Here is an 11,679-nt window from a genome sequence, read left to right on the forward strand (position 1 = left end):
AAGGCGAGAGAGACGGATAGAAATCAGAGCGACGGATAGGAGAGCCAGAGCGACGGAAAGAACAGCCGAAGTGACGGATGTGAAGGCGAGAGAGACGGATAGAAATCAGAGAGACGGATAGGGGAGCCAGAGCGACGGAAAGAAAGGCCAAAGCGACGGAAAGAACAGCCGAAGTGACGGATGTGAAGGCGAGAGAGACGGATAGAAATCAGAGAGACGGATAGGAGAGCCAAAGCGGCGGAAAGAACAGCCAAAGTCGTGGATAGAAACGTCAAGATGGCAGATAGAACAGTCAAAGTCGTGGATAGAAACGTCAAAATGGCGGAAAGAACAGCCAAAGTCGTGGATAGAGCCGTCAAAGCGGCGGAAAGTAGAGCCATCAGAGTGACGGAAAGAATCACCAAAGCGACGGACATTCATCCGGAAATTTAAATTTTATCAAAACTAACTTCGCTATGAATCAATGCTACAATATTATCTATATGCTAGAATAAGAAAAAACTATAGGAGGGGTTAGGGTGAAAAGCACCGTACCACATTTACAAAAGGGCGATACAGTAGGTCTTGTGGCTTTATCTAGTCCAGCACAGCTCGAAAAGCTAGGAGATGCTATAGCCTTTCTTGAAGAATTAGGGCTTAACTATATAATTGGGGATACCATTCAGGCAAAGCACGATTACCTAGCAGGTAGTGATGAAGATCGTCTGGATGATTTTCATGAAATGGTGAGAAATCCAGAGGTGAAGGCAATTTTTTGTGCTAAGGGGGGCTATGGCTCTGCACGCATTGCGGAAAAGATTGACTACGGACTACTTGAGGAAAATCCAAAAATTTTCTGGGGCTTCTCTGATCTTACATATTTACATTGCGCGATTAACGAATATGCTAATTTAGTGACGTTTCACGGACCGCTACTGATGTCTGTAGGAAGAATAGATGATATATCAAAGAAGATGTTTTTACAGCTATTTTCACCGATAGAATTACAGTATACAGAGGATATTTCCCCATTAACAACGATTGCACCTGGTGTAGCTCGCGGTGAGATTATTGGCGGAAATTTACGTCGTCTTGTTAACACATTGGGTACAAAATTTGAAGTTAGCACGGAAGGTCGCATTTTATTGATTGAGGAGCTTGGAGAATCTATCCCAAAAATCGATTCGATGCTGCAGCAATTAAAGCAGGCGAGAAAGCTTGAGCAGTTAGCCGGTGTTGTTATCGGTTCCTTTACACAAACAGAAGCGGATGAAGCTGCGCTATTTACTTTAGTGAAGGATTATTTTGCAGATTTAGGCGTTCCGGTTGTAGCAGGCTTTAAAATTGGCCATGATTCAACGAATATTGCTATACCATTAGGTGTAGATGCTATTTTAGATGCACAGGAAAAGGTACTAAAGATTTTGCCTGGTGTGCATTAAAAAGAAGCATTTTATGTTATGTTAAATTGATTAAAAACAGGGGGAAAGAAGATGAATATTGAGCGAAAATTATATCAGTCGGTGGTAGAATTGATCGAAAAAAGATATCCTTCTGGTTGGGGTGGTGCTGCAGCAATGTATACTGAAGATGGTCAGATTTTAACGAGCGTAGCACCAGACGTTATTAATGCCTCTACTGAATTGTGCATGGAAACCGGTGCAATACTTGAAGCGCATAAACTTAATACGAAGGTTACTCATAGTATTTGTATTGCCAGAGAAAACGAAAATTCAGTATTTACTGTGTTAACTCCTTGTGGTGTATGTCAAGAAAGGCTTTTTTACTGGGGCGAAAATGTAAAAGCGGCTATCACTAATCCGAATGGTGAATTGATATTTAAAACACTGAAAGAAATACAACCATATCATTGGTATAAAGCATACGAAAAATAATTAAAAAGTTCTTTTCTATTGTAATGAAGAATAACTTCTGTCACTAAAAAAAGACATTACATATTTGTTGTGAAAATATGTAATGTCTTTTTGATTTAATAAGGCTCTGCGCCATGACCTTTATCTACAGCTTTTTGAGGTGCTTCATCACCAGCAATATTGCCAAGTGGCTTTGATGAAGAAGAATCGTTTCGAGCTTTTTGTAAACCTTCTTTTAACAAACGACCGTATTCTTCATCTGCTTCTTGTGCTAATGCAATCATCGCTTCTTGAATGGCTATATGACAGACTGCTAAATCACGAATTAAGTTTTCAAGCAGCTCATCTCGCTCCCATTGTTCAAAATTGCGATATGTTTCGCCAGCTTGCTTCGTATTACTTTGACGATCAATTGATTCTCGAACGAGATTACCTTCCACGAGTGGTGTATATTCTTTAGCCGCTTGAGTAGCTTCCTTTAAACCATTTAACATCGAAGGCTCATAGTTAATATGAGGATTTTGTCCAGGAGCTAAATCACGCTTATACATCATTTGACCACCATTCTGATTGGTTGCCACTCGTTTTTTAGGAGCATTGATAGGGAGTTGTAAATAGTTTGCACCTACACGATGACGCTGTGTATCGGAATAAGAGAAGGTACGACCTTGTAGCATTTTATCGTCCGAGAAATCCAATCCGTCCACAAGCACACCTGTGCCGAATGTAGCCTGTTCAACCTCAGCAAAATAATCTTCTGGATTTTTATTTAGCACCATCTTACCAACTGGATACCATGGGAATTGATCATTAGGCCAAAGCTTCGTATCATCTAATGGATCAAAATCAAGCTCTGGATGTGGACCATCCTCCATAATTTGGACGTTAAGCTCCCATTCAGGATAATCACCATTTTTAATGGCATCATATAAATCTTGTGTGGCATGATTGAAATTTTTCATTTGGATTTCTTCTGCTTCTTTTTGTGTTAAGTTTTTAATGCCTTGTAAAGGTTCCCAATGATATTTTACAAGGACCGCTTTGCCTTCATTATTGACCCATTTATACGTATTAACGCCGGAGCCTTGCATCATTCGATAATTAGCAGGAATACCCCATGGTGAATAAACGAATGTCACCATATGGAAGGATTCTGGTGAGCTTGCACAGAAATCAAAAAAACGCTCAACGTCTTGAATATTTGTAATGGGATCAGGCTTAAAGGCGTGAATCATATCAGGGAATTTCATAGCATCACGGATAAAGAAGATCTTTAAATTATTGCCGACTAAATCCCAGTTACCATCCTCAGTATAGAATTTTACAGCAAAGCCTCGTGGATCACGTAATGTCTCTGGTGAATGACCACCATGAATAACTGTTGAAAAGCGCACAAAAACAGGCGTCTGTTTCCCTTTATCCTGAAATACTTTAGCCCTTGTATACTTAGAAATAGGATCATCCCCGACAACACCATATGTCTCAAAATAGCCATGTGCCCCTGCACCTCGCGCATGAACAACACGCTCAGGAATTCTTTCACGGTCAAAGTGACTTATTTTTTCTATAAAATCATAGTTTTCCAGGGTTGCAGGTCCTCGATTACTGACAGTACGTATATTTTGATTGTTAGTAATAGGGTGTCCCTGTCGATTTGTCAAAGTCATGTCATGCTCGTTTGTTGAATCATGTTGGTTTGTCATTGTTTAACCCCTTTCTTTGGATATAGTCATTCTGTCCATGCTAGGGGAGAACTAGACATTAAAAACCCTCTTACATGTGATACCTTTATGGTTTTTTAGATTCCTTCTAAAGATTATTGTCGAAATATGCTTTAAAATCAGAAAATATTGATTTGACTGTTTTGAAATTCTTGTTAGTATTTATGATATATGGAGATTACAGCTACATTTTTACTTTAGTTACTGTAGGCTTTGATAATTACTTTTAAGGGGTGTAAATTGTGTCGACAATATTCGTGTTTTCAATTGCTATGTTGGGATTAGGCTTAGCAATTTATACAGCCTCACAAACTGATGTTTTAAAGAGAAAGATATTGCAATTAGAAAAAGAGATAAAGGAATTAAAAGATAGAATTAAAAAGAGTGAAAGTTAACACTCTTTTTTTGCTTATTATTAAGAGAGTGTATAGAAGACTTAAAAAAGGAGATAGAAAATGCTACATAATGGATTAAAATATGTTGGGTTTTTAATCATGTTAATTTTCGGCGGAGTCTTTTTGTTAAGATGGTTTCTTCATGATGAATTATTATTGGATCAATTAATTGCCTTTGCAATAGGCTTTATTTTCTACGTTACTTCTTTATTCGTTAAAGCAAAATGATGCACTTTGTTTTAAACTAAAAAGCTCTCCTACACACAAGATGTAAGAGAGCTATTGGATGGCGTTTTCAAATAATTATCAAGTAGTTTGAGTATGGCCATTGCTTATAGTTGGTTATTAGTCATTGGTCATACAGTAACAGGTAACTTGTCATTGGTTTTGTTTAAGTTAGCTCCAAAAAGCTAGTTTTGAAAACAGCACATCCAATTCGATATGAAGTCTCATCGACTCCATAAATCTATTGTATACAGTTTCAGGGAAATCGTCTATGCAATAAAACTTTAAACCTTGGCTGATGCAAAATAGATTCCTTGACTTAGAGTTTACTCTAACAAATATAATACAAACATCTTTATTGAGAGGAGATGTTTTGATTTGAATACACGAGTAATTGTAACTCGATACGGAGGACCTCAGGTTATTGATGTGATAGAGGAGCCCCTACGAAAACCTGAAAGGGGAGAAATTCGAGTTAAGGTTCAAGCAGCAGGGGTTGCACTTGCGGATATTATGAGAAGAGAGGGTAAATATCCGCTATCTCCTATACCTCCCTTTACTCCAGGATACGATGCTATTGGGATTGTTGACGAGTTGGGAGAAGGCGTGCAAAAATATTTGATAGGGGATAAGGTAGCCGTCTTTTTTAACGGAACGGGTGGCTATGCATCTTATGTGTACGCGATGGATGATGAGGTTGTCGGGATTCCTGCTCACATCGATTCCGTAACGGCGGTTGCTGTGATCTTAAATTATGTAACAGCCTATCAAATGCTTCACCGGGTTGCAAAGGTAGCTGAGGGAGAACGTATCCTTATTCACGGGGCAAGTGGAGGGGTTGGTACTGCATTGCTTGAGCTTGGAAAGTTAGCGAAATTAGACATGTATGGCACGGCTTCCTTGGCTAAACATTCAATTGTATCCCAATTCGGCGCCGTGCCGATTGACTATCGAAACGAAGATTTTGTAGATACTCTTCGTAATAAGGCTCCTGAAGGTATGGATGTTGTATTTGATCCAATAGGAGGCCAGAATTATGAGCGTTCGATGAATACCTTAAGCAACAATGGCCGTTTCATAGGTTACGGCTATACCTCGATTCTTCAGCAAGGAGATTCAGAAGAATGGACCAAAGAGTGGGAAAGTTTGGCTGAAAATCGAACTACAGGGAAAGGTAATCCTGTCTATCTTTACTCTATAACCTCATTAAAAAAAGAAAAGTTAGATTGGTTTAAGGAAGATGTTCGGTTCCTACTCTCATTGTTAGAGGAAGGGAAAATCAATCCCCTGATTTCTTACAGACTTCCTTTAAGGGAAGCGGCACATGCACAAGAATTGCTTGAAAAATCAATATCTGTAGGAAAGGTTGTTCTTATATGTGAATGAAAGGGGACAAAACCTAATGTACTCAATTGGTGAAATATCGAAATTAACAGGTATTTCTGCATATACACTTCGTTATTATGAAAAAATGGGTCTCTTACCTAATCCTTATCGTTTGGATGGGAAGCAAAACGGGATTCGGCAATATAATGATCAGGATCTTCGCTTTATCCAATTTATTTATGGATTAAAGCAAACAGGAATGAAGCTAAAGGATATTACTTTGTTTGCTGAAGATGGCTGTCTATTAACACAAAATGATCAACAAATAGAGGATATTCAGGAAATTTTACACAAACGGATTGAACTATTAAATAAACATGTTAATCTACTAGAGCAACAATTGGAGCAATTGGAAAACGTGATGACTCTTGCAAATGAGAAAAGAAGTTTTTACTTAGCTATGCTAAATGATCGACTTCCAAACCCGTAAAGACATTTTAACTTCTTCTAGGAGAAGTTAAGCTTCCGGCGGATATCACGGGATCAGAAAGGAGTTGTTAGCCTAAAATCATCGCATCCATGCGAAAACGGCTAATTGACCTGTATCGGTGGCACTGCCCCTATGTTTTCACACAAAAGACATCTATTGCTTCTGCTACGTTAGCACGGAGCTTTCGCAAAAAAATAGACTATCAAAAGCGTTTAGCCACTATTGGTTGAACGCTTTTTTATATGCATTAGATTTAGTTCAATATATAACAAGATCCTTTATTTTACTTAAAATGTCGAAAAATGACGAATAATAAAGGTGGAAATGTACACCTTATTTTGTCAGAATTGTAATAGGAGGAGATGATATAGTATTTTAGAAACTTTTTGTACTATAATTCTATTTCATTAAATCTAATAACGTATATTTTTAGCGATATGCATTCGGAGGGAATAAAGGTAATGAAGAAAGTTTTATTATTACTTCTAGCAGTTATGCTAGTTGGATGTTCTGGAGAAGGAACAGAGAAGAAAAAAGAGGCAGATGTAAAAAAAGAAGAGGTCGTTACAGTAAAATTTGAAGAAGTCGATACTGAATCAAAAGCTACAGTTGAAAAGTTTGCCAAAGAATACAATGAAAAGCTTACTTTATTTAAACAGGTTCAACCTATAGGATTAGACATGATTCCAGAACCTGTAACGAATGAACTTAATGATTTCTCACAAGTTCTATTGGAAGCTGATTTTAAAGAATATAAGGGCCATTACAAATTAGTTGCTAAATACAATAAGGATAAAAAAATAATTGGATATAATCTTTCTGTTCAAGGACTCCCTGAAAAAGAAGTAAATGATGAGGGAGATGAATGGGCAGAAGGGATGACTTCAGCTGTAATAGTTGCTCAAACACTAGGATTAGATTTGGGTAAATTCACCGAATCATTAGCTAAAGCTGAAGGAAATAGAGACACTGATTCTTATACTGATTCTACATATAAGGTAACTAATCTTTGTACTGAGGTCGATGCAGGAAAGTTTGAATTTAAATTTGAATTAACTAAGTAGAACAAAAAGCATCTCTAATGAACTACATCTCAATTGTGTCTAACAATTGCAATGCAGATCAAGAGATGCTTTTTTGCTTTGCTGTATTTATTTTAATTGATTTAGAGCTATACAAGTCTTTTTTGCTTATTAATAGACTTGAGAAGCGATGAAACCTCGGCTTGTCTTTTGTATTTGCTTTTGTGTAATTGAGATTTTAAAAATTGATATTCTGTATATTATTATTCCATAAAACCTTAATTTTACATAAAATGTCGAAAAGTGTTGAAAGAAAGGGTGGAAACAGAAACTTTATTTTGTCAGAATTATAATAGGATGATGCAATATAGTAATTTAAGTATTTTTTGCACTGAATTCTATTTCATTGAATCTAGTAACGTATATTTTTATTGATATACATTCGGAGGGAATAAAGGTAATGAAGAAAGTTTTATTATTACTTCTAGCAGTTATGCTAGTTGGATGTTCTGGAGAAGGAACAGAGAAGAAAAAAGAGGCAGATGTAAAAAAAGATCAGGAAACAAAAGAAGCGGTCGTAAAGGAGGAGAAAGTCGTTCCAGTAAAATTTGAAGAGGTTGATCCTGAATCAAAGGCTGCGGTAGAAAAGTTTGTTAAAAAATACAATGTCAGAGCTGATATATATAAACAGAATCCAGTAAACGGAATTGTAATAGCGAAAATGCCAGAACCAATAACTAGTGAATTGAATAAAGAGGAAAATATTTTCTCACAAATCTTATTGGATACTGATTTTAAAAAACATAAGGGTCATTATAAAATAGACGCTAAATATAATGAGGATAAAAAAATAATTGGATATAATATTTTTATAGAAGGAATCCCCGCAACCGAATTAAATGAAGCTGAAAATGGAGGAGAATGGGCAGAAGGAATTATATCCGCTATGTCAATTGCTGATGCACTAGGATTGAATATAGATAAATTTGACGAAGAAAGTGATATTGCTTTTGACGAGGATAAAGCTTATACATATACTGATCCTAACACTAAGACTAATGTAACTTTTCTGTTTGCTGATTGGGATATAGGGAAATTTGAAATTAAATATGATTTAAGTAAGTAGAACAAAAAGCATCCCAAAGCTGCACTCCGAATTGTTAAACACAATTGGAGGTACAGCTCAAAAAGGATGCTTTTTTATTGTATTTCATTTTAGAAATAATAGCCTTGATGCTTGAGATTAGAAATAACGAGAATCATCAAAATTAATTTCAACACGATAATTCTTCGCATTGATCAGATTCGATAATTTATGGGCATCTTTTTCTAGTTTAATAGCACGTTCGCGGTACTCATCTGGCTCATACATAGCAATTTCATAAAGCATTGTATTTTCACCATAACCCATGCGTACACTCTCTTTTTCATGCATACTAAACTGTTTGCACAGTTCAGCATCTGCGCGGAGCTGTGTTGCGAGCTCAATCGCTTCAACTAATGCTAGTTTTTCACCTTTAAAGTCCACGGAGCTTTTTATATTTGCTTCATATACTAAACGATCCAATGTACGAACATCGAGACGTACTTGAGCTAATTCAGCTTCAATTACCTTCATTGCACGATTACTTGTTTTGGGTGCTTGTCCTTTTTCAACAGTTACAAAAGCGCTACGATGTAATTCGTCAACGAGTTCTTGAACTTTTTTTGCTAAAATACTTTTTAGCTTAACGGCTTCTGCAAGATTAATCATGAAAACACATCCTTTTTACAGTGTAGTAGATGGTGCTGCACTTGTTAATAAGGCCATTTTATAATCGCCACCATGAATTTGATTAAACATCTTACTGGCAGATGCAAGAAGCTCTTCCGCACTTTCTTCTGACAATGATGGGCGGAGGTAGAAGATATGTAAAGCCTCGGTCGTTTCCTCTGAAACAGACGTACGTTTAGAATCGACAAATGGTGACCCAAATGCTCCTTCAGCATCATAGCTATTAAGGATATTTTTTAATGCATTAAAACGACCATTTAAGCCCTCATAGCCAGTTTCCTCATTGCCAAGTGCGATTTCTATATTTCCTTTTAGTTTAGCTACATCATATAAGCCTACTGGAATCTCATATTGAAGGGAGAAGAAATTATTTAAATCAACACCAGAGTGAAGTGGTGTTAAATAATTTTGCTTACTAATTCGGCGCATTAAACTTTCTGCTGAGTGGCGATAGCGGTTCGGATCTGCACCAAGCTTTTTCCATAGTTGTCGCCATTCTGCAATACCCTCTCGTTGCGTTACAGGATTATCTTGCATTTCTAAAAAGAGATTTTCCTGATACAATTGCATGCGACCTTTAATCATTTGAGGAGATTCTGCAACGACAATTTTGGTATAATGAATAATGCCGATTTTAAGCTCGGGATGTTGTGTCAATAGAGATTGATTAATTGAAATGTCCATAAAACATCACCTACTTTATCTATTTCTATTATTGTACCATGTAAGGAGTTGGAAATGAAATGAACATACATGACCTACAACGTGAATTTGTGGCGTATGCAATGTCCATTGGTGTAGATAAAATTGGCTTTACAACAGCAGCTCCATTTACAGAATTAAAAAATAGACTGCGCCGTCAGCAAGAGCTTGGCTATCAGTCTGGCTTTGAAGAAAGTGATATAGAAAAACGTACCGAGCCCCTACAATTGTTAGAAGGAGCAGAGAGCATTGTGGCGATAGCTGTCGCATATCCGTCGCGTATGCAAAATGCACCTGTTGGCAAGAAGGGAGCAAGACGCGGGATTTTTTGCCGTGCTTCCTGGGGGATCGATTATCATACAGCATTACGTGAGCGATTGAAATTATTAGCAGCATGGCTTGAGGAACGCATAGAAGGTGTTCGTATTGAATCAATGGTTGATACGGGGGCACTTGTCGATAGGGCAGTTGCGGAACGTGCAGGAATAGGTTGGAGCGGAAAAAACTGCTCGATCATTACGCCTGAGTTCGGTTCCTATGTATATTTAGGAGAGCTAATCACGAATATCCCTTTTGCTCCGGATAAGCCTATGGAGGATGAATGCGGGGATTGCCGCTTATGTTTAGATGTTTGTCCAACTGGTGCGTTAATCGAAGGCGGACAGCTAGACTCTCAACGTTGTATAGCCTTTTTAACACAAACTAAGGGAATGCTACCTGATGAGTTTCGTACCCATATTGGTAATCGTTTGTATGGCTGTGATACATGTCAGACCGTATGCCCAAAGAATAAAGGAAAGATTAACTGGATGCATGAGGAATTTAAACCTGATCCAGAGCTTGCAAAGCCATTACTTGTGCCACTTTTGACAATTTCAAATCGTGACTTTAAAGAAAAGTTTGGCCATGTTTCTGGTTCATGGCGAGGGAAAAAGCCAATTCAACGCAATGCTATTTTGGCACTTGCTCACTTTAAAGAAGAAGCTGCGGTCCCAGATTTAGTAGCGCTTCTTGAAAAGGATGAACGACCTGTAATTCGAGGAACAGCAGCATGGGCTTTAGGCAAGATAGGCGGGGAGCAGGCCCAATCTGCATTACTCAAGGCAAACGCACAAGAACAAGACGAGGAAGTGCTCGTTGAAATTAATAAAGGTTTACAATTTTTTAGTTAAGGAAGTGTACCGTTATGCCATTGCATATCGTTTTATATCAACCAGAAATTCCAGCAAATACAGGAAATATTGCACGCACATGTGCTGGCACAAATACGTCACTACATTTAATTCGTCCTCTTGGTTTTTCCACAGACGATAAAATGCTAAAACGTGCCGGCTTAGATTATTGGCATAGTGTCAATGTCGTGTATCACGATTCGCTAGAGGATTTTTTAGAGGCATCCAAAAATGGCGACGTTTATTTAATTGAGACCTATAGTGAAGAACCATTTACGACACATGATTTTAGTGATAAAGATCGAGATATTTACTTCATGTTTGGCAAAGAAACGACTGGCTTGCCAAAGGATTTTGCGTATGAGCGTCGAGATATGTGCTTACGAATTCCACAGAGTGAGCATGTTCGTTCACTCAATCTATCGAATACAGCAGCAATAGTTATTTATGAGGCATTACGTCAACAAGGATATCCAGGGTTACATTAAAAAAGCAGTTCTCCTTTTATGGAGAACTGCTTTTGCTTTTTTGTAAGACGTGAAGGGATTCGAAAAGGGATGGTTAGAACTCCGTAAGCGACGGAAAGACCGTCAAGTGACGGAAAGCCCGTCAGGCGACGGAAAGAACCCGTCAAGCGACGGAAAGCACCTCGCGAGCGACGGATACAACCCGTCAGGCGATGGAAAGAACTCCTCAAGCGACGGATTGCTCGTCAAGCGACGGAAAGAACCTCGCAAGTGACGGATAAAACCCGTCAGGCGACGGAAAGAACTCCTCAAGCGACGGATTGCTCGTCAAGCGACGGAAAGCACCTCGCAAGTGACGGATAAAACCCGTCAGGCGACGGAAAGAACTACTCAAGCGACGGATTGCTCGTCAAGCGACGGAAAGAACCCAGCAAACGACGGAAAGAACCTCGCAAGTGACGGATAAAACCCGTCAGGCGACGGAAAGAACTCCTCAAGCGACGGATTGCTCGTCAAGCGACGGAAAGCACCT

At 38.3% G+C, this 11,679-nt stretch carries 14 protein-coding genes; 11 read left to right on the forward strand and 3 right to left on the reverse strand.

Annotated features, from left to right (window positions below):
* The first annotated feature begins 276 nt into the window (after positions 1 to 276).
* From ACIQ7T_RS13210 to ACIQ7T_RS13220, 3 genes are all read left to right on the forward strand, one after another.
* Entirely contained in the window at positions 277 to 432 is a 156-nt protein-coding gene (locus tag ACIQ7T_RS13210; protein WP_402870882.1) for a hypothetical protein, read from the forward strand.
* Between the two features lie 86 nt (positions 433 to 518).
* The gene (locus ACIQ7T_RS13215) at positions 519 to 1,421 is read left to right on the forward strand and encodes a S66 peptidase family protein (RefSeq protein WP_402870884.1); all 903 of its coding nucleotides are present in this window, start codon (positions 519 to 521) and stop codon (positions 1,419 to 1,421) included.
* Between the two features lie 51 nt (positions 1,422 to 1,472).
* Complete coding sequence (locus ACIQ7T_RS13220; protein WP_370081017.1) at positions 1,473 to 1,874, forward strand: cytidine deaminase; 402 nt, start codon at positions 1,473 to 1,475, stop codon at positions 1,872 to 1,874.
* Positions 1,875 to 1,969: 95 nt separating this feature from the next.
* Here ACIQ7T_RS13220 and ACIQ7T_RS13225 read toward each other — a convergent pair whose 3' ends face one another.
* Positions 1,970 to 3,556, reverse strand: coding sequence for a catalase (locus ACIQ7T_RS13225; protein WP_370081015.1), 1,587 nt, complete (start codon positions 3,554 to 3,556; stop codon positions 1,970 to 1,972).
* Between the two features lie 260 nt (positions 3,557 to 3,816).
* Between ACIQ7T_RS13225 and ACIQ7T_RS13230 the strand changes: the two genes are divergently transcribed.
* The 6 genes from ACIQ7T_RS13230 (at position 3,817) to ACIQ7T_RS13255 (ending at position 8,158) form a co-directional block, all read left to right on the forward strand.
* Positions 3,817 to 3,969, forward strand: coding sequence for a hypothetical protein (locus ACIQ7T_RS13230; protein WP_370081013.1), 153 nt, complete (start codon positions 3,817 to 3,819; stop codon positions 3,967 to 3,969).
* A gap of 60 nt (positions 3,970 to 4,029) precedes the next feature.
* Positions 4,030 to 4,197, forward strand: coding sequence for a hypothetical protein (locus tag ACIQ7T_RS13235; RefSeq protein ID WP_199777815.1), 168 nt, complete (start codon positions 4,030 to 4,032; stop codon positions 4,195 to 4,197).
* Positions 4,198 to 4,572: 375 nt separating this feature from the next.
* Positions 4,573 to 5,580, forward strand: coding sequence for a medium chain dehydrogenase/reductase family protein (locus ACIQ7T_RS13240; protein WP_370081011.1), 1,008 nt, complete (start codon positions 4,573 to 4,575; stop codon positions 5,578 to 5,580).
* A 16-nt stretch (positions 5,581 to 5,596) separates the two neighbouring features.
* A complete protein-coding gene (locus ACIQ7T_RS13245; protein ID WP_370081009.1) occupies positions 5,597 to 6,010 on the forward strand; it encodes a MerR family transcriptional regulator in 414 nt (137 codons plus the stop codon).
* Positions 6,011 to 6,471: 461 nt separating this feature from the next.
* Positions 6,472 to 7,074: a hypothetical protein gene (locus tag ACIQ7T_RS13250; protein ID WP_370081007.1), complete on the forward strand. Its 603-nt coding sequence runs from the start codon at positions 6,472 to 6,474 to the stop codon at positions 7,072 to 7,074.
* Positions 7,075 to 7,492: 418 nt separating this feature from the next.
* Entirely contained in the window at positions 7,493 to 8,158 is a 666-nt protein-coding gene (locus ACIQ7T_RS13255) for a hypothetical protein (protein WP_370081005.1), read from the forward strand.
* Positions 8,159 to 8,275: 117 nt separating this feature from the next.
* Here ACIQ7T_RS13255 and ACIQ7T_RS13260 read toward each other — a convergent pair whose 3' ends face one another.
* Complete coding sequence (locus ACIQ7T_RS13260; RefSeq protein WP_370081003.1) at positions 8,276 to 8,785, reverse strand: hypothetical protein; 510 nt, start codon at positions 8,783 to 8,785, stop codon at positions 8,276 to 8,278.
* Positions 8,786 to 8,800: 15 nt separating this feature from the next.
* Positions 8,801 to 9,490 carry a B3/B4 domain-containing protein gene (locus ACIQ7T_RS13265; protein ID WP_402870892.1) on the reverse strand — a complete coding sequence of 230 codons (690 nt, stop codon included), beginning with the start codon at positions 9,488 to 9,490 and terminating at the stop codon, positions 8,801 to 8,803.
* A gap of 59 nt (positions 9,491 to 9,549) precedes the next feature.
* Between ACIQ7T_RS13265 and queG the strand changes: the two genes are divergently transcribed.
* Both queG and trmL read left to right on the forward strand, forming a co-directional pair.
* On the forward strand, positions 9,550 to 10,680 hold the full coding sequence (gene queG, locus ACIQ7T_RS13270; protein ID WP_402870894.1) for a tRNA epoxyqueuosine(34) reductase QueG: 1,131 nt from the start codon (positions 9,550 to 9,552) through the stop codon (positions 10,678 to 10,680).
* 14 nt (positions 10,681 to 10,694) lie between these two features.
* Positions 10,695 to 11,168, forward strand: a complete 474-nt coding sequence (gene trmL / locus ACIQ7T_RS13275; protein WP_053485736.1) for a tRNA (uridine(34)/cytosine(34)/5-carboxymethylaminomethyluridine(34)-2'-O)-methyltransferase TrmL — start codon at positions 10,695 to 10,697, stop codon at positions 11,166 to 11,168.
* Positions 11,169 to 11,679: the final 511 nt, after the last annotated feature.

This window comes from Lysinibacillus sp. NPDC096212 (assembly GCF_044763105.1).
Taxonomy (GTDB): Bacteria; Bacillota; Bacilli; order Bacillales_A; family Planococcaceae; genus Lysinibacillus.

Bases quoted from the DNA above. Each gene is read 5' to 3' on its own strand.
- ACIQ7T_RS13245 (WP_370081009.1), top strand. From the start codon at position 5,597: ATGTACTCAATTGGTGAAATATCGAAATTAACAGGTATTTCTGCATAT.
- ACIQ7T_RS13265 (WP_402870892.1), bottom strand. From the start codon at position 9,490: ATGGACATTTCAATTAATCAATCTCTATTGACACAACATCCCGAGCTT.
- ACIQ7T_RS13220 (WP_370081017.1), top strand. From the start codon at position 1,473: ATGAATATTGAGCGAAAATTATATCAGTCGGTGGTAGAATTGATCGAA.
- trmL (WP_053485736.1), top strand. From the start codon at position 10,695: ATGCCATTGCATATCGTTTTATATCAACCAGAAATTCCAGCAAATACA.
- ACIQ7T_RS13260 (WP_370081003.1), bottom strand. From the start codon at position 8,785: ATGATTAATCTTGCAGAAGCCGTTAAGCTAAAAAGTATTTTAGCAAAA.
- queG (WP_402870894.1), top strand. From the start codon at position 9,550: ATGAACATACATGACCTACAACGTGAATTTGTGGCGTATGCAATGTCC.
- ACIQ7T_RS13225 (WP_370081015.1), bottom strand. From the start codon at position 3,556: ATGACAAACCAACATGATTCAACAAACGAGCATGACATGACTTTGACA.
- ACIQ7T_RS13250 (WP_370081007.1), top strand. From the start codon at position 6,472: ATGAAGAAAGTTTTATTATTACTTCTAGCAGTTATGCTAGTTGGATGT.
- ACIQ7T_RS13210 (WP_402870882.1), top strand. From the start codon at position 277: ATGGCAGATAGAACAGTCAAAGTCGTGGATAGAAACGTCAAAATGGCG.
- ACIQ7T_RS13235 (WP_199777815.1), top strand. From the start codon at position 4,030: ATGCTACATAATGGATTAAAATATGTTGGGTTTTTAATCATGTTAATT.
- ACIQ7T_RS13255 (WP_370081005.1), top strand. From the start codon at position 7,493: ATGAAGAAAGTTTTATTATTACTTCTAGCAGTTATGCTAGTTGGATGT.